At 30.0% G+C, this 17,006-nt stretch carries 19 protein-coding genes; 11 read left to right on the forward strand and 8 right to left on the reverse strand.

The window, feature by feature from the left end; all coding sequences use genetic code 11:
- Window positions 1-16: 16 nt before the first annotated feature.
- The 5 genes from H518_RS0110975 to H518_RS0110995 are packed head-to-tail and all read right to left on the reverse strand — an operon-like array spanning window position 17 to window position 3,655.
- Complete coding sequence (locus H518_RS0110975; protein ID WP_155995209.1) at window positions 17-631, reverse strand: IMPACT family protein; 615 nt, start codon at window positions 629-631, stop codon at window positions 17-19.
- Complete coding sequence (locus H518_RS0110980; protein WP_028889096.1) at window positions 631-1,494, reverse strand: EamA family transporter; 864 nt, start codon at window positions 1,492-1,494, stop codon at window positions 631-633. Before H518_RS0110980 ends, H518_RS0110975 begins: the two co-directional genes overlap by 1 nt.
- 1 nt (window position 1,495) lies before the next feature.
- Complete coding sequence (locus tag H518_RS0110985; protein ID WP_028889097.1) at window positions 1,496-2,104, reverse strand: HAD-IA family hydrolase; 609 nt, start codon at window positions 2,102-2,104, stop codon at window positions 1,496-1,498.
- Window positions 2,097-3,188 carry a bifunctional diaminohydroxyphosphoribosylaminopyrimidine deaminase/5-amino-6-(5-phosphoribosylamino)uracil reductase RibD gene (ribD, locus tag H518_RS0110990; RefSeq protein ID WP_028889098.1) on the reverse strand — a complete coding sequence of 364 codons (1,092 nt, stop codon included), beginning with the start codon at window positions 3,186-3,188 and terminating at the stop codon, window positions 2,097-2,099. The genes H518_RS0110985 and ribD overlap by 8 nt, the downstream gene beginning before the upstream one ends.
- A 5-nt stretch (window positions 3,189-3,193) precedes the next feature.
- A complete protein-coding gene (locus H518_RS0110995) occupies window positions 3,194-3,655 on the reverse strand; it encodes an NDR1/HIN1-like protein (RefSeq protein ID WP_028889099.1) in 462 nt (153 codons plus the stop codon).
- 50 nt (window positions 3,656-3,705) lie between these two features.
- Here H518_RS0110995 and H518_RS0111000 point away from each other — a divergent pair, with 50 nt between their 5' ends.
- From H518_RS0111000 to prmC, 3 genes are read left to right on the forward strand one after another with little or no spacing between them, the layout of a single operon-like run.
- Window positions 3,706-4,197: a GNAT family N-acetyltransferase gene (locus H518_RS0111000; protein WP_028889100.1), complete on the forward strand. Its 492-nt coding sequence runs from the start codon at window positions 3,706-3,708 to the stop codon at window positions 4,195-4,197.
- A gap of 19 nt (window positions 4,198-4,216) precedes the next feature.
- Window positions 4,217-5,050 carry a hypothetical protein gene (locus H518_RS0111005; protein ID WP_028889101.1) on the forward strand — a complete coding sequence of 278 codons (834 nt, stop codon included), beginning with the start codon at window positions 4,217-4,219 and terminating at the stop codon, window positions 5,048-5,050.
- Window positions 5,051-5,064: 14 nt separating this feature from the next.
- On the forward strand, window positions 5,065-5,991 hold the full coding sequence (gene prmC, locus H518_RS0111010; protein ID WP_028889102.1) for a peptide chain release factor N(5)-glutamine methyltransferase: 927 nt from the start codon (window positions 5,065-5,067) through the stop codon (window positions 5,989-5,991).
- Between the two features lie 124 nt (window positions 5,992-6,115).
- On the opposite strand, the gene H518_RS19710 is transcribed toward prmC, so the two are convergent.
- The 3 genes from H518_RS19710 to pdxR all read right to left on the reverse strand — a co-directional run bounded on the left by H518_RS19710 (window position 6,116) and on the right by pdxR (window position 11,210).
- Window positions 6,116-7,807, reverse strand: a complete 1,692-nt coding sequence (locus H518_RS19710) for a flavin monoamine oxidase family protein (protein ID WP_051263741.1) — start codon at window positions 7,805-7,807, stop codon at window positions 6,116-6,118.
- A gap of 77 nt (window positions 7,808-7,884) precedes the next feature.
- A complete protein-coding gene (locus H518_RS0111020; RefSeq protein ID WP_028889103.1) occupies window positions 7,885-9,135 on the reverse strand; it encodes a peroxidase, FMP-type in 1,251 nt (416 codons plus the stop codon).
- Window positions 9,136-9,728: 593 nt separating this feature from the next.
- On the reverse strand, window positions 9,729-11,210 hold the full coding sequence (gene pdxR / locus H518_RS19715) for a MocR-like pyridoxine biosynthesis transcription factor PdxR (RefSeq protein WP_051263742.1): 1,482 nt from the start codon (window positions 11,208-11,210) through the stop codon (window positions 9,729-9,731).
- Window positions 11,211-11,368: 158 nt separating this feature from the next.
- Here pdxR and H518_RS0111030 point away from each other — a divergent pair, with 158 nt between their 5' ends.
- The 8 genes from H518_RS0111030 to H518_RS0111065 all read left to right on the forward strand — a co-directional run bounded on the left by H518_RS0111030 (window position 11,369) and on the right by H518_RS0111065 (window position 16,848).
- Window positions 11,369-11,887 carry a DinB family protein gene (locus H518_RS0111030; RefSeq protein WP_028889104.1) on the forward strand — a complete coding sequence of 173 codons (519 nt, stop codon included), beginning with the start codon at window positions 11,369-11,371 and terminating at the stop codon, window positions 11,885-11,887.
- Window positions 11,887-12,177 carry a DUF1272 domain-containing protein gene (locus H518_RS0111035; protein WP_028889105.1) on the forward strand — a complete coding sequence of 97 codons (291 nt, stop codon included), beginning with the start codon at window positions 11,887-11,889 and terminating at the stop codon, window positions 12,175-12,177. Before H518_RS0111030 ends, H518_RS0111035 begins: the two co-directional genes overlap by 1 nt.
- Window positions 12,178-12,693 carry a GNAT family N-acetyltransferase gene (locus H518_RS0111040; protein ID WP_028889106.1) on the forward strand — a complete coding sequence of 172 codons (516 nt, stop codon included), beginning with the start codon at window positions 12,178-12,180 and terminating at the stop codon, window positions 12,691-12,693.
- A gap of 2 nt (window positions 12,694-12,695) precedes the next feature.
- On the forward strand, window positions 12,696-13,355 hold the full coding sequence (locus H518_RS0111045) for a pyridoxamine 5'-phosphate oxidase family protein (RefSeq protein WP_028889107.1): 660 nt from the start codon (window positions 12,696-12,698) through the stop codon (window positions 13,353-13,355).
- Between the two features lie 45 nt (window positions 13,356-13,400).
- Window positions 13,401-13,871, forward strand: coding sequence for a CAP domain-containing protein (locus H518_RS19720; protein ID WP_051263743.1), 471 nt, complete (start codon window positions 13,401-13,403; stop codon window positions 13,869-13,871).
- Window positions 13,872-14,079: 208 nt separating this feature from the next.
- Complete coding sequence (locus tag H518_RS0111055) at window positions 14,080-14,985, forward strand: ATP-grasp domain-containing protein (protein WP_028889108.1); 906 nt, start codon at window positions 14,080-14,082, stop codon at window positions 14,983-14,985.
- Entirely contained in the window at window positions 14,975-15,664 is a 690-nt protein-coding gene (locus H518_RS0111060) for a hypothetical protein (protein WP_028889109.1), read from the forward strand. Before H518_RS0111055 ends, H518_RS0111060 begins: the two co-directional genes overlap by 11 nt.
- 2 nt (window positions 15,665-15,666) lie before the next feature.
- Entirely contained in the window at window positions 15,667-16,848 is a 1,182-nt protein-coding gene (locus tag H518_RS0111065) for a class I SAM-dependent methyltransferase (RefSeq protein WP_028889110.1), read from the forward strand.
- The last annotated feature ends 158 nt before the right edge of the window (window positions 16,849-17,006 follow it).

Genomic DNA, 17,006 nt, shown 5'->3' on the forward strand with positions numbered 1-17,006 from the left:
AATTAAAAGCTAAATTTCATTCAACCACTTTAATCTCAACTTTAAAAAGATTATCAAAAATATCGAATATTGTTTGTGCATCTTTTTTACGAACTGCAATAGTGTATTGACAATCCATTTCTAATTTTTGTGCAATAATATTTAAGTTTCGCTCTTTAACAACACGTTGTACTTTGTTCATCATATCGTAACCAAAAGATAAAACATATTCAACATCAATTGTTTTCTCTTTAATATCAGAAGCTTCTAAAGCATATTGAGCAGAAGTACGATAGGCGTTTATCAATCCTCCTACTCCTAGTTTTGTTCCACCAAAGTAACGTACCGAAACAATTAAAATATTGGTAACATCAAAAGCTTGAATTTGTCCGTAAATAGGCATTCCAGCTGAATTACTAGGTTCACCATCGTCATTTGCTCGAAATCGAATTTTATCGGTACCAAATTGCCATGCATAACAAAAATGACGGGCAGAATGATGCTTCTTTTTTAAAACCTCTATCGCCTCTTTAACATCTTCTTCTGTAAATACAGGAAAAGCGTAACCAAAAAATTTACTATTTCTATCTTTAAATAATGTTTCTTCTGAAGGAACATCAATTGTTTTATATGTGTCTTTTATTTCACTCATTATGCCGAAGCTACTAATAAAATACTAATTATTGCTAAACCTATACCAATCCAATTCTTTTTAATCAATTTTTCTTTAAATAATAACAAACCAAAAACAGTAGTTAAAATAACAACAGATACATTGTTAATAGTAAATAATGTTGAGCTTTCTAAGCCTTCTGTTTGTAAGGCTTTTAATAAAAACTCCATTGAATAATAATTAGGAACTCCCAGTACGATTCCTCCTACAATATTTTTCCATTCAAAATTAACCTTCCCTTTAATTATTTGAATTATCATAAAAGAGAACCCCAAAACAAAAGCACATCCAAAAATAGTAGCTAAAAACATAGGGACAGCTCCATTAGAAACATAAGTAGTTTCTACATATTTTAACCCTGTATCAATACAGCCAGACCCTAAGAATAATAACAACGGAAATAGTAAGTTTTTTAATTTAACGGGGGTTACATCACTCTTTGCTGATGATAAATACACGGCTATTAACGCCATTAAAATTCCAATAACTTTTACAAATCCAACACTTTCATTATATACAATAATTCCAAAAATAATTGGAATAACAACCGACATCTTCCCTGCAACCGAAGCGACTGAAAGTCCATTTCTTTGAGCTGTAATACCCATAATATTAAATCCCGTGATGAATAAAAAACCTAAACAAAAAGCTCCTAAAAACCAAGATTGCTCTGGTATTTCTGTAACAGCCAAAGAAATATTAGATGTAAATAAACCAAAAGATAGTGCAATAGCATAGTTTACTACAATTGCTTGCTGGGTATTAATCTTAAAGATGTCAAATAACTTAAAAATTACAAATAATAAACTTGACACTAAGACACTTAATATTAAATATATCACGCTAAAATTCTTGTCTTTTTAATAAATCAACTACATCTTCTTCTCCTGGAACTAAATTCCACACGTGTATATCTAATGCTTTTGCAGCATCAGTATTTTCTTTTAAATCATCAACAAAAATTGTTTCAGAAGCTTTTAAATTATTTTCACTCAATACAAATTCATAAATATTCGTATTTGGTTTTCTAAAATTTATTTCATGAGATAAATAAAATTGCTCAAAACAGTTTTTAAATTCACCATATAAATCAGCTCCCCAATTATTCTGAATCCAAGAAATGTGTAAATCGTTAGTATTACTTAATAAAAACAACCTGTAATTACCTGAAGCAGCCAATTCTTTTAAAAATTTTAATCGGTGCTTTGGAAAATCTAATAAAATAGCGTTCCAAGCATTTATTAAGTCTTCACTACTTAATTGCGGAAACTTAGTTTTATAAAAACCTACAAACGCATCAGTAGTAATTAAACCCATTTCATATTTATAATAGGTTTCGATCATGTCTTGAGAAACATTTGTTACTCCTAACTTCGCTAATTCTTTATAAGTTGCTTCTTTATCTAAATTGATGAAAATATCACCAAAATCGAAAATAATATTCTTAATCATTTATATATGTTTTTAATACATCACCTTCGATGTTTTCTTCCTTTTCTAATTTACCTTTTAAAACAGGCGCTACTACTCCACTACCAAACACTGTTTTACCTACAAAAATTTTAGCTTCATCCCATAAATTAGCATCCACAAATGTTTGTAATGTTTGCGTACCTCCTTCAATAATTACCGATTGAACACTATGTTTTTGTAATATTTCACAAATTTGTTCCGCTACGCGGGATGAAAAATCTATTTGCTCAAAAAATTGTTCTAGATGGAGTTTATCATGAGCGGAGTCAAAAGGCTCTAACTGAGAATCATTTATTAATTCCTGACTATTATTTCTTTTTTCAGTTATAACAATTGTTTTTACACTTTTATCTAAAACAGTTGCATTTTCTGGAATCCGTAGGTTTTTATCTAATACAATTCTAATAGGATTATTTCCTGTCCAATTACGAACTGTTAGTGATGGGTTATCAGCGATTACCGTATTTGTACCTACTAAAATGGCATGTTCTTCACTTCGCCATTTATGAACCAGTTGTTGCGAATATTTATTCGAAATCCAAACAGGTTTTTGCTCGTTTTTTGTTAGCGGAGCTACATATCCATCAGTAGTTTCTGCCCATTTAAGTATAATATAAGGACGTTTTTTATTTTGAACAGTAAAAAAACGTTTATGATGCTTTTTACATTCATTTTCAAGAACCCCCACTACTACGTTTATTCCTGCTTTTTTTAAACGCTCAATTCCTTTACCTGCAACCAAGCTATTTGTATCTACGCAACCAATTACAACGTTTGGTATATTATTCTTTACAATTAAATCGGCACATGGTGGTGTTTTACCAAAATGTGAGCAAGGTTCTAATGTTACATAAATTGTTGCTTGCTTTAATAACTCTTTATCTTTTACTGAATTTATAGCATTTACTTCTGCATGACTACCACCGTAAGGATTTGTATAACCTTCTCCTATAATTTTATCGTCGTATACAACAACAGCTCCTACAGAAGGGTTCGGACGCGCAGTTCCAATACCATTACTAGCTAATTCTAAACAGCGTTTTATATATTTTTCGTGACTCAAAGGAATTACAATTTAATTTTAATATCTTCAGTTTTATCAATAGCATATACGTCAGAAAAACCTAAAACTTTATATTTTAAATCTCCTTTAAACTGAACTTTAACACTTTTATTTAAAATTGAGTTAATTAAGCCTCCTAAAAAACCATTTTTATTGTTACCAAATATTTTATTGGCTGGTATTGCTACTTTTAAAGGAATGCTAAATTCTTTACGAGCAGGAACTTTAAATTCTTCTGATGAAACTTGCGCAACTTCTACTCCATTTACAATTACCTTAATTTCGTCTGTAGCTAGTTTACCTCCAATATCATTCGGATTTTTAAAAAAGGCATTTGCTTTTAATCGAACAGTATCTAACGCTACAGATATAATTTTAACATCATCAACTTTTATAAATATTGGCTTCTTTTTTACAGAACAGCTAACAATAAATAACACAGCGATAAAAAACATTAAATTCTTCATATAGATTCTTATTTTTTAGGTAATTTGCGATACAAAAATAAGGTATTCCTATGACTACTTCTGATTTTATTATTCGAGAAATAAAACCTAGTGATAATGAGCAATTAGCACAGGTTATAAGAACTGTTCTTATTGAATTTGGTGCTCCTAAAGTTGGTACTGCTTATGAAGATAAAGCTACCGATGAAATGTTTGAAACTTACCTAGAACAAAACACTGCTTATTTTGTAATTGAGCATCAAAACAAAGTAGTTGGTGGTGTTGGTTTCGCTAGTTTAGACGGATCTGAGGGTAACGTTTGTGAACTTCAAAAAATGTATTTCTTACCGATTACTAGAGGAAAAGGATTGGGAAGTAAATTAATTAATTTTTGTTTAACAAAAGCAAAAGAACAAGGTTATAAACAGTGTTATTTAGAAACCATGCCTTACATGGATGCTGCACGAGCTTTATATGCAAAAAACGGATTCATAAACTTAGATAAACCAATGGGAAATACAGGGCATTACTCTTGTAATGTTTGGATGCTTAAAGATTTATAGAACATCAAAAAAAAATTAAATGAAGATTGAAAAAGTAAAAAATTATAATATAAAATTATTAGCAATTTTAGGAACAATTGGTGTCCTTTTTTTAGTTGTTGCCTTAATTTCATTTATAGCAATTGCAATTAATGAGTACAGTAGATATAATTATAACGAACCTGAAACCGGAATTTTATCCGATGAAAAAATTAAAAAACTTCAAAAAGAAAACAAACGAGAGCAAGTTATCTCTTATGAAACACCAATACTTATTGATACTTTAAATTTAAACTACATAATCCCTGTCTCTCATAAAACTTTAGATGAGAAAGAGGATATAACTGAAATTTTGAATGCTTTTTCAAGTTCTGATTCTGGAGAATTTCTAAAAAAAGATGAAAGGTATTCAAAGAGGTTTTACGGTGAATTTAATAATATTATTGTTTTTAATGCTAAAAAAAAGACAAATAATAAATTATTTAATGATCGAATAAATTTTGATAATATAAAAACTGAATATTTTAAAAATGACATACTAATTTTAGTAAAAGCATCTGAAAAAGATACTTTTAAAGATGGTGTGATAAATTTAAAGGATTTTAGCTCTTTGTATGTTTACTCCTTAAATGAAAAAAGAATGAGAAAGATTGGATTAAAAGGAATGAATGTTCATAATTTTAAGTTTATCAATAAAACTAAAGATTTATTAATAGAGTTTGGGGTTGACAAAAACAAAGATGGATTTTATGATAATTATAACGAACCTGTTCTAATTAAGAAATATGACTTTAAAAACGATAAACTAATTGAAGTAATTGATGAAAAAATTAAATCTGATTTGCAAAAATCATTAGAAGGCTCTAAACAATAAAGAAACTCTTAATGATGACACTTAAACAATACAAAATAACCTTTTCAAAACAACTCTCTACTATTTACCCTCAAACAGAAATAGATACTTTTTTCTATTATTTAATTGAGGAGTATTTAAGCTTGCAACGAATTGATTTAATAATGCAGCCTGATTTTGAAATAACTTCTGAAAAGGAACTACTTTTTAATAACGCTGTAAAAAGACTTCAAAAAGAAGAACCGATACAATACATTATAGGAAATACTGAATTTTATGGATTTCCTTTTTTAGTTAATGAAAACACTTTAATTCCAAGGCCAGAAACCGAAGAATTAGTAGAGTGGATTTTGAACGAAGTGAACTCTGTAGAAAAAACAAACATACTTGATATTGGAACAGGAACTGGTTGTATTCCTATCTCATTAAAAAAGAACTTACCTAATGCGAATATTTCTGCAATTGATGTATCTAAAAATGCTTTAGAAACGGCAACAGAAAATGCAAAATTAAACAATGTTACAATTAATTTCATTGAACAAGACATTTTAAAAACAACTAGTTTAAACGTTGTTACGAGTAAAACAAAGGCCTTTTCTACAGAAAAAGAGAGTACTTCACCGAAAACTCCTCATAATGACGTTAAATTTGATGTAATTGTTTCCAATCCACCTTATGTTAGAGAATTAGAAAAAGCTGAAATCAAAAATAATGTTTTAGAAAACGAACCACACTTAGCGTTGTTTGTTGAGGATGGCAATCCACTTATCTTTTATGATAAAATTGCTGACTTATCAAAAAATCATCTTACTAAGAACGGGTATTTATTTTTTGAAATCAATCAATACTTAGGAAAAGAAACTGTTGATATGTTAAAGGATAAAGGTTTTACAAATATTGAATTACGTAAAGATTTTTCAGGTAATGATCGAATGATTAAAGCTTCATTAATAAGTATATAATCAAATCACTCTTCTATTCAATTTAAATAGAAAATAAAAAAACATAAAACCTTCTCATTTTGAGAAGGTTTTATGTTTTTACTTCAAATTACATAATAAATTTGCAACCAACTTGTGATATTTTTTACTCCGTAGGAGGAACCAAAATACAAGCTGAATGATTTTCTGTAATAGATCCTAATCCGTAATTATACTTTAACATTTTTTCAGAAGATCGAAGTGAACCATTTACCCATCCTTGCATATCAGACCAAGTTTCATTACATGTAAAAATATCTTCATTATGTAATGGTTTCGTCATTCTAGAAATAACTTCTCTATCATTAGTATTAAGCCCCCATTGATGATATGCATGAGGAAAATCATTTTCCCCGTCCCATGAACGGTAACTCGTTAATACAGGTTCAGGAACATAATGTGTGTTAAACAAACTTTTAATTTGTTTTATGGCTTCTACTACTACTTTTTTTGAAGCAGGAAATAGGGTTTGTGGTTTTTTAGAATGTTCTTTTTGCAAAGGGCTGTCAAATTTCTCACCTACATTTTGTAATCCTTGCCAGAAAATAGTATTCGTAAAATCACAATAAATAGTTAATGCTGCTGGCTTACCGTTATCTGGAGCTCCAGGTTCTGTTTGTACTGTATAAAAGGGATAAATAGAATTAATAGGTAAATCAGCAAATGAAGGACCTGCTAATACTAAAGGTTGCCCTGTAGAACCGTCTGCCCACCAAGGTCTATCAAAATAAAGATTGATTTTTAGCAAACTCATAGGTTGAATAGAATTAATATCTTTCCAAAATGTTCTTGAATTTTTATTAAGATTCATCAATGGAGAGGCTGCAAATAACAAAGACATCGCTTTACTTGGAATTGCAAGAATAACTTGTTTGGCATCCATAATAGATGTCTTAGTATCTTGCTCGAAAACGTATGCAGAATTACCTTTTTCAGCGATACTTAAATTTACTTTATAAGCTCCTTTTTTACCATTAACCGTATTTACATTGATTCCTGTATGAATCACACCTCCTAGCTTAGTTACTTCATCTTCTAGTTTACGTATTAAGGAACTAAACCCACGTTTTAAAGTAAAATATTGTGGATTTTCTGGAAAGTCTTCCAAAATTTGCCAAGCTGCACCAGCATTTGGTAATCCTTGAAAAGGACCACGAAAACCAAGTACTTCGGTTAACATCATAAGGCATTCTTCTGAATATCCCATGCTTCTTATTAAACCACCAAGTTGCCATTTATAAAGAGGAATTCCGGCCCACTTAAAATCAAGCCTAAATGTTTGCCAAAACTCAGGTGTGGGCTTTGTAGGTACATTTTCGATTCCATTTACATTAAGAATTCTTTGATAAATCACCCCTAAAATTGCACCAGGGCTTTGATTTTGTTCTGCAGGTTCGAGGTCATATAATTCACCCCAAATAGCATTATTATTTTCTTCAGATTCAGCTACTGTAAAACTATGGCCTCTAAAAAAATATCTATTGGTTGTCATTGGAAAGTAAACCGCATCTTTACATAATCCAAGCGCAGTGAAAAGCGACATCAATTCGGTCATTGAATCTTCAAAACGCATTCCTCCTTCCTCTTCTTTTACTATAGATTTTTTATTATCATAAGGATCTTTAATAGCAACCAAATCGGAGTCGAGCCTACCACCTGTACGGTTTAAACGATCAAGAATAACAACCTTTCTTTTGCTATCTTGCTGAAGAAGTCTATAAGCAGTATATAAACCTGAAACACCTGCCCCTACAATTAACACATCTGTATTAGTTGTAAGTATTGAATCTGTTTTCATAAGTAATATTGTTTAAATTATTTGTGATTGTTAGTGTAACCATTTGAGTTGCTACATCTTTTTGAATTAAGTTGCCCTTATCCACGACGAGAATGTCCCATTGGGCAAACTACAGAACCAGTTTCTTTACTTATTTCATCTGGAGCATCCATTGGTAATTCAATCGATTTAAAACGCTTGTTTAACGGAATATCCTTCTCGCGTCGTAACGTATTAACCTGAATATGTGGCCACAATGTTGTACCTCCAGTTGAACCAAACATAAACTCGAAATCTACAATTTGCTCATATTGTAGTTGCTCAATAATATTCCCCGTTTCCTCGTCAACAATCTCCTCTAACCACATACGATAACGCATTCTTGTTACTTTACAATAACGATCAATCATTACGTTATTTATTGTACCACCCTGATGACCTGTCTCATGAAATGTATCTAATTCGATCATATCATATTTTTTAAATTTCAATCCTTCGTTAGCATCGCTCAACTTCAAATTTGGCTGAACTGTAAATGGAAACTTAGCACCAAAATCATCATAATTAAAAATACTTTCAAAATAAGCACGTCCACTATTAACACCTCCATCTTCTTGCTCTTCACGAGGTAACTCGGTCCATGCTGGCTTCTCGCGCGATCCTTGAATCAAGTCTTTCTCAGGATTAATTCCCATACTCGGTGATACTGCGAGGTATTGTTGTTCCCAAAGATTAGCTATATGAGGAGCACTATCTTTTCCCGACTCTTTTATATTACCCGTCAAATGAATGGTTGTACCGTGTGGAATTACACCTGATCGCGAAATTTGATACGGAGGCACATACTGTGGACCAAGCTCACCAGGTCCCATTACAGGTTCCCCTCCATCAGTCTCTATTGATTCTTCATCAGATGTATGCTTAAACATCGTTGGTGGGTTTTGATACGGACTATCAGAGCGCCAAGGCATCTCATGGTCTCCCAACCAAAGATACATACCGTTTTCAAAGTGCTGAAGCCCTCCTTCATTATCTACAATTGCTGTTTCATACTTAACGGCTGCATTAAATTGCTCATTAGACCCTGCACGATTACGAACAGGTGCATTCACTTTTGTGAACTTTAACTGCTCTCTATACTCTTGAGATTTAAAGTGGAAAACACCAAAGATAGTTTCTGAAGATGTTCCGGGTGAAGGCATAGGAGTGGTATGCAACCCAGTAGGTCCACCTTTCCAATTAACCCAAGTTCCATGGAGTTTAGATAAAATACCGAACTGTGGATCTTTTGGAAGTCCTTCCTCCCATTCTTTATAAGGTTTAACTGATGATTTTTGTGGATTTTTCATTTTGTTAGTTGTTTATGACAGGTTACTTTATATGTAGTTAATTTATTTTGTTCATTTGTTTTAATAAAACTCTATTCATATTATATTCATTTTCGGAAATTCAGTAATAACTACACTTAAATTTTTGAATAATTTTTGTGAATTTTCTTTATGTAATTTTACAAAAAAGCAAATTGACTTTTTTTTAACACATTAAAAATCAACTTATAATATTACTTTTCATTTTATGAACTAAAGTTAAAATTTGAAAACAGAAGAAGTAAAAAAAATGTCACGAACGTATGATTTTCCATTGTGAGCGCGAGTAATCATGTAGATATGAAAGTTTGACTTTATTTCATAAAGCTAATTTGTAGATTAATTAGCTAAAAGTTAATAGTGGTTTTTATTAAAACAGCTTCAACTTTTAATTATCAGGATAAAAAATACCTACTATTATTTACACATCCATTAAGTGTATCATTGAATGAAAATAATACACTGTACTCCATAATCATAAAAACACTGATAATTAAAATAAAAAAAACTACTTAAAAGTAGTTTATAAATAGTCAATTACATATTTTTTTTGAGTAACAATAAAATGCTTACAACTAATTTTTAAGTAACCTCATGGTGTTTGTTAACTTATAAATGAGCTCTTGTATTTCTTTATTATTATAAGCAGCGAAGCCAATTCTTATACCGTTGTGTTTTGTATTCGCAAAATCATAGCGTTGCCATTGCCCTATTGCTAGTTTTTGTGTTTCAGCTATTTCAGAAACTTTTTTCCATGAATATCGCTTATCTAAAACAAGCCATACAGCCATTCCTCCTTTAGGAATATCAAAATGAAAATAACCTCCTAAATGTTCCGTTAATAACGAACAAAACAAATCTCGTCGTTGTTTATATATCTTTATGACCTTTCTAATATGCCTATCTAAGTCACCAGATTTAATAAATTCAGCAAAAGTAAGCTCCAATAAAGCATCTCCTTGTCTATCTACATAGCGCCTGTGATTAGAAGCTTCATCTATAAACGTTTTTGAAGCTATTAAATAACCAATTCTAAAAACTGGAGCAACTGTTTTACAAACAGAACCTATATAAATAACATTTCCATTAACATCATGACTCGCTAGTGGTAAAATTGGTGAATGATTGTAGTTAAAATCATAATCGTAATCATCTTCTATAACTGCAAATTGATATATTTTAGAAAGGTTTAATAAATGAATTCGCCTTTCTGCAGATAATGTTACCGTAGTTGGATGGTGATGGTGAGAGGTAACATACAATGCTTTTATTACTTGTTTTTTACATAATTTTTCTAATTCAGAAATACATAAACCTTCTTTATCTACAGGAATACGCATGATTGTTGCTTTTCGTTCTAAAAAAGTTACATCTGCCGAAGGATAATTTGTTTCACCCACCACTATAACATCTTCTTTTTTTAATAATAATTGAGCACTAAGCCATATTCCCATTTGACTCCCTCTAGTTATCAATAAATTGTCTTTTGTTATTTGTAAACCTCTTGTTGCGTTTAAATACGCTACTAAAACTGCTCGTAAATTATCGTTTCCATAGGTAGAACCATAAGATAAATGCAAATGAATGTCTTTTTTACTTGCTATTTTCCTGTAAATCCTCCCTATTTCGATAGTTGGAGTTAATCTTCCATCAGAAATTCCATCATTCAAAAACAACGTCTCGTTTTCTTTTTTTTCTGGTAAGTTTAAATTCTCAAATCCATTACTGTAAAAAGAAAATCCTGTTGTGGTATTTTTTTTACTTTCACTAATACCTTCATTATTTTCACGCTGCAGCAAAGGTAAATCAGCTCTTACAAAGGTTCCTTTTTTAGGTATAGAAGCAATCCAACCCTGTAAATCTAACTCCTCATAAGAAGAAACAATTGTTTTTCGATGCACGTTTAAAAGTTCCGCTAAACTCCTAGTTCCAGGTAATTTGGTGTTTGCAGGAAGCTTACCTTGATTTATAAAATTAATAAACTGATTAGAAATTTGTATGTAAATTGATTGACTACTATTTCTATCTATTTTAAAACTGGTTTTATAAGGAAACATCTGGACTACTAGTTATTTTAATTCTGGATTACTTAAACACTCCATAAAACTACTAATTTTGATGAAATAAAATTATCATTACTTTTAAAAATAACAAATTTTAATAGAAGTGTTTAATTAGTTTTAAAAGAGAAGTAGAATTATAAAATAATAATATTATGATTAAACAAGATTTACAACAAACAGAATATAACGAATACTTTGGCAAATACATTGGTAAGGTTAGTGAAAACACCGAATTAATTACTGGTTTCGAAAACGATAAGAAAATGGTTATTGATTTCTTCACTGGCGTACCTAAAGATAAATTAGAATACCGCTACGAAGCAAAAAAATGGAGTATCAAGGAAGTTTTACAGCATATTATCGACACTGAACGTATATTTATGTATCGTTTGTTAAGAATTGCTAGAAAAGATACAACAGCATTAGCCGGGTTTGATCAAGATATTTACATAGATCCTTCTCAAGCAAATAATAAAACACTAGAAACATTAATTCATGAATTTACAATAACAAGAATGTATTCATTAAACTTAATTAATAGTATTTCTGATGAAAATTTACAAAATATAGGTACTGCTAGTGATAGTATTGTTTCTGCAAGAGCTTGTGCTTTTATTTTATTAGGACACAGTATTTGGCATATAGATATTATAAAGCAACGTTATTTATAATGCTGGCTATTAAACCTAATTGCGAACATTGCAATAAGGATTTACCAAACACTTCTACAGAAGCAATGATTTGCTCGTTTGAATGTACTTATTGTAAAAATTGCGCTATTCAAATATTCAAGAATGTATGCCCTAGTTGTAGTGGTAATTTTGTTGAACGTCCAATTCGTCCATCAATAATGATTAAAAAATACCCAGCTTCTACAAAACGAGTTTTTAAGCCAAAAGATTTAGAAATAACTAAAGTAAATTCAGAAGAGTTTAAAAGTATTCTTCCAGAAAAAAGATAAATGATTAATATAAAAACAGCAAAAGTAACTGACGCAGAAGTTTTAGCGCTATTAGGTAGAATAACATATTCTGAATCTCATGGGCATTTCATAGATGATAAAAACGATTTATTAAAATTCTTAAATAACTCATTCTCTATTACTGAAATTAAAAATCAACTTAAAAACACTAATAATCTTTTTTACATTTTATATGTTGATGATTTTCCTGTTGGTTATACAAAATTAGTATTAAATGAATTGCATGAAAGTGTAAAAGCTAACAGCTCTTGCAGATTAGAAAAAATTTACATTTTGAATGATTTTTTGCCTTTAAAATTAGGTCAACATTTATTTGATTTTATAGTAGGAAAAGCTATTGAGCATCAGTTTAAAAATATTTGGCTCTCTGTATACATAAAAAATTTCAGAGCAATTAATTTCTATAAAAAAAACGGATTCGAAATAACAGGAACGTTAGACTATATAGTAAATAATAAAAAATATGAAAACTTTGTTTACGCTAAAAAAATATAAATATGAAAGAATATTCAAAGTCTAAATTAAATAGAGTAAAACGTGGTCAAAACAGAGCAACATATGATGTTGAGAAGATTAACACTATTTTAGATGCTGGGTTTATTGGTTATGTAAGTTATGTATATCAAGGTCGTGCAATTACATTACCAATGGGATATGGACGAAAAGATAATAAAATTTACTTACATGGTTCTCAGGCTAACAGAATGTTATTAGCATTACTAGAAGCTAAAGAAATGAGCATGACTGTTATGCATTTAGATGCATTGGTTTTAGCAAGATCTGGATTGCATCATTCTGTAAATTACCGTTCTGCAACCTTATTTGGAACTGTTAAAAAACTAGAAGATTCTACAGAGAAAGACGAAGCTCTTTTTTGCTTTATGGAACATATGATGAAAGGTCGTTGGGACGGAATTAGAGAAATGCATCAAGAAGAATTAGACAGAACTTTAGTAATTGAAATGACTATAGAAACTGCTTCTGCAAAAATTAGAGATGTTGGTGTTGCTGATGAACCAGAAGATTATGACTTAGATGTTTGGGCTGGTTTAGTTCCATTAAAACAAATAGCCTTACCTCCTATTTCTGATGAAAAACTAAAGGATGAAATAGAAATTCCTAAGCATGTTATTGATTATTATACTAAAAATAAATAGTACTTTCGTTCGTTTTATTTAAAAACCCCCTTAAAATAATTAATTATGACCTTAAAAAACACGATTCTAGCACTATTCTCTACAATTTTATTTATTTCATGTAGTAGTGATTCTTCAACTGACGATTTAAATTTAGAAGAAAATTTAACAATCACACAAGAAATACACAAACTAGTTAATGAATACAGAGTAAGTAAAGGAAAAGTAACCGTGGAATTTAATGATGCTGCAGCCAAAATAGCTTTAACTCATACTGAATATATGATAAGTATAAATGAGATAAATCACGATAAATTAGATAATCGCTTTAAAGAATTGCAAACTTTAGATAATGCTAAAGCAATTGCTGAAAATGTTGCTTCTCGTCAAAAAACCGCTTCTGAAGTTGTACAAGGTTGGATAAATAGTGATGGACATAGAAAAAATATTGAAGGTAACTATTCTCACACTGGTATTGGTGTGAAAAAAAGTGCTAATGGGCATTATTTTTTTACTCAAATTTTTTATTCAAAATAAAATTATAGAGGTCAATAGATAATTACCTATACTTTAATTAAAACACCTTGAGAAATGTCTGATTGAGCACAACTTTCAACAAGCTAATAGCTCTCGATTGCACTCGAACTAACAATAAAAGTTTCGATACTTAACTTAAAGTCAAGTGTCTAATTAAATTTATTTAACTACTGACCTCTATAAAATTAATTGTTTTAAAAAATAAATCATGAAAAATTATGATGTTGTAATTCTTACTGATAAAGACCATGTACAACCAAAAGAGATTACTGTTTACAAGCAAAATGTCTTAGATGAAGATAATTATGTAAAAAATGCTCTAGAAAAATTAAACTTAAAAGTAGGACGATTTTCTTGGGATGATACTACTTTCGATTGGACAACCACCAAATATGTACTCTTTAGAAGTACTTGGGATTATTTTAATCGATATGCTGAATTTTCTATCTGGCTTAATAAAATAAGCAAGCAAACCACTTTATTAAATTCAGAAAAAACCATTCGTTGGAATATAGACAAACACTACTTATTAGATTTACAGAAAAAAGGAATCCATATTTGTGAATCTTATTTTATTGATGCATTAGAAACTAAAAGTTTACAAGAATTAGCTGTCGATCATCAGCTCACAGAGTTTGTTTTAAAACCCTGTATTTCAGGAGGCGGAAGACATACTTATAAGATTAACCAAAACAACATTCTTAAACACGAAACTATTTTTTCAGAACTTATTGCTAAAGAAGCGATGATTATTCAACCTTTTCAGCACAACATTGTTACAAAAGGGGAAATTTCATTAATGGTCATGAATGGAGATTTCACACACGCAGTTTTAAAAATTGCAAAAAAAGGAGATTTTAGAGTTCAAGATGATTTTGGAGGAACAGTAAGTGATTATTTACCTTCACAGGTTGAAATTGACTTCGCTGAAAATGCAATAAAAGCATGTAAAGAGCTTCCTATTTATGCCAGAGTTGATGTTTTTACAGATAACAATGGTAAATTAGCAATTGCAGAATTAGAGTTAATAGAGCCCGAATTATGGTTTAGAAGAAATTCAGAGGCTGCTAATGAATTAGCAAAGGGTATTAAAGCATTAATAAATGAAGAATAAACTACTAAAAGCACTAGGAGTTACAATAGCAATTATAATTGTTGCAATCGGTATATTTTATATTACCAATAATGAGAAAATGCCAATAGGTAATAAAGGGTCTGAAGCAGATACTTTAGCTAACAAAATGTTAAACGCCTTAAATTATGAAGCGTATAAAAGCACGCGTTTTATTGAATGGAGCTTTAGAGGCAAGCATTTTTACAAATGGGACAAACAACAAAATATAGTTGAAGTTTCTTGGGATAAAAATAAAGTAATCTTGCATACGAAATCGCCAGAAAAAAGTGAGATTTTTATTGATGGAAAATTAACAGATGATTTAGCTGTTTTAAAAAAAGCTACTGATTATTTTAATAATGATAGTTTTTGGCTAATTGCACCTTATAAAGTTTTTGAAAATGGTATTGAACGAAAGGTTATACAACACAAAAACAAAGATGCACTAATGATAACATACACAACTGGTGGTTCTACCCCTGGAGATTCTTATCTATGGATTCTAGATGATACAGGAAAGCCTGTTGCCTTTAAAATGTGGGTTTCAATAATTCCTACAGGAGGAATGCAAGCTTCTTGGAGTGATTGGGTAACAACTAAATCTGGAGCATTTTTACCTGCAAAACATGAATTACCTATAGGAATTTTAGATATGGGAGAAGTAAAAGGATATAATTAATTTTGAACACAACTATCTTACAAAAAGAAGTTCAGGTTTTTATAAACGAGAACTTAAAAGCAGATATCAATAAACTAATTTTAAAAGGAAGTCCTTTTGAAGGTGTTTCGATTCAAGAATTAGCTAATCAGATAATAGCCAAACAGAAATCAGAAATAAAACTTCCTACTTGGTTTAATACTGAAAAAATATACTACCCTAAAAAGATTAGTATTGAGCAAACTTCATCTGAAATTACCGCTGAATATAAATCAAAACTAATAACAGGAGATACTTTTATTGACATTACAGGAGGTTTTGGTATCGATTGCTATGCTTTTGCTAAACAATTTAAAAATGTTGTCCATTGCGAAATAAACGAAGAACTATCTGAAATTGTATCCTATAATTACCAGCAACTAAATATTAACAATATTACAACTATTGCCAAAAACGGAATAGATTACTTAAAAAATACAAATCAAAAATTTGATTGTATTTATATTGATCCATCAAGAAGAAATGATGTAAAAGGAAAAGTGTTTTTACTAAATGATTGTCTACCTAATGTACCTGAAAATTTAGAGTTTTTATTCACAAAAACTGATACAATACTTATTAAAAATTCTCCAATACTAGATATCACGTCTACAATTAATGAATTAAATTTTGTTAAAGAAATACATGTTATCTCTATAAAAAACGAGGTAAAAGAATTACTTTTCCTCTTAAAAAAAGAAGATAAAGAGATTATTGAGGTAAAAACACTTAATGTTTTGAAAAACAATAGTGAAGTATTTAACTTTAAACTCAAAAAATCCCTCGACACAACATACTCAACACCTTTAACTTTCTTATACGAACCTAATGCTGCTATTTTAAAATCAGGGGGATTTAATGAGGTCTCAAACCAGTTAAAAGTAAATAAACTCCATCAACACTCCCATCTTTACACCTCTAAAGAGTTAATAGAATTCTTCCCTGGTAGAACATTTAAAGTTGACACCATCATTCCATACAATAAAAAGAAAATAAAAAAACTTTTAACAACACCAAAAGCAAACATAACAACACGAAATTTCCCGAAAACTGTAGCTCAAATTCGATTAGAAACTAAATTAAAAGACGGAGGTGATACCTTTCTTTTTTTTACGACAAATGTTAATAATGAGTTAATTGTAATCAGTTGTACTAAAATCAAATAACAAATACCACAATATATACAGATACTTCCCGTTAAAAATATAGTAAACACAATAAGATTAGTGTGTTTTATTAATTAGGGGAAATAAAACACGCCATAAAGCCTTGTTGCAAAACAAGGCTTTTCATTTAACTTACTTTTAAGTACATTTGTTTACAA

This window comes from Tenacibaculum ovolyticum DSM 18103 (genome assembly GCF_000430545.1).
GTDB classification, from domain to species: domain Bacteria; phylum Bacteroidota; class Bacteroidia; order Flavobacteriales; family Flavobacteriaceae; genus Polaribacter; species Polaribacter ovolyticus.

Excerpts from the sequence above, each read along its gene's own strand:
- H518_RS0110975 (WP_155995209.1), bottom strand. The coding sequence starts at position 631 with ATGAGTGAAATAAAAGACACATATAAAACAATTGATGTTCCTTCAGAA.
- H518_RS0110985 (WP_028889097.1), bottom strand. The coding sequence starts at position 2,104 with ATGATTAAGAATATTATTTTCGATTTTGGTGATATTTTCATCAATTTA.
- H518_RS0110995 (WP_028889099.1), bottom strand. The coding sequence starts at position 3,655 with ATGAAGAATTTAATGTTTTTTATCGCTGTGTTATTTATTGTTAGCTGT.
- H518_RS0111000 (WP_028889100.1), top strand. The coding sequence starts at position 3,706 with ATGACTACTTCTGATTTTATTATTCGAGAAATAAAACCTAGTGATAAT.
- H518_RS0111005 (WP_028889101.1), top strand. The coding sequence starts at position 4,217 with ATGAAGATTGAAAAAGTAAAAAATTATAATATAAAATTATTAGCAATT.
- prmC (WP_028889102.1), top strand. The coding sequence starts at position 5,065 with ATGACACTTAAACAATACAAAATAACCTTTTCAAAACAACTCTCTACT.
- H518_RS19710 (WP_051263741.1), bottom strand. The coding sequence starts at position 7,807 with ATGAAAACAGATTCAATACTTACAACTAATACAGATGTGTTAATTGTA.
- H518_RS0111020 (WP_028889103.1), bottom strand. The coding sequence starts at position 9,135 with ATGAAAAATCCACAAAAATCATCAGTTAAACCTTATAAAGAATGGGAG.
- pdxR (WP_051263742.1), bottom strand. The coding sequence starts at position 11,210 with ATGTTTCCTTATAAAACCAGTTTTAAAATAGATAGAAATAGTAGTCAA.
- H518_RS0111030 (WP_028889104.1), top strand. The coding sequence starts at position 11,369 with ATGATTAAACAAGATTTACAACAAACAGAATATAACGAATACTTTGGC.
- H518_RS0111035 (WP_028889105.1), top strand. The coding sequence starts at position 11,887 with ATGCTGGCTATTAAACCTAATTGCGAACATTGCAATAAGGATTTACCA.
- H518_RS0111040 (WP_028889106.1), top strand. The coding sequence starts at position 12,178 with ATGATTAATATAAAAACAGCAAAAGTAACTGACGCAGAAGTTTTAGCG.
- H518_RS0111045 (WP_028889107.1), top strand. The coding sequence starts at position 12,696 with ATGAAAGAATATTCAAAGTCTAAATTAAATAGAGTAAAACGTGGTCAA.
- H518_RS19720 (WP_051263743.1), top strand. The coding sequence starts at position 13,401 with ATGACCTTAAAAAACACGATTCTAGCACTATTCTCTACAATTTTATTT.
- H518_RS0111055 (WP_028889108.1), top strand. The coding sequence starts at position 14,080 with ATGAAAAATTATGATGTTGTAATTCTTACTGATAAAGACCATGTACAA.
- H518_RS0111060 (WP_028889109.1), top strand. The coding sequence starts at position 14,975 with ATGAAGAATAAACTACTAAAAGCACTAGGAGTTACAATAGCAATTATA.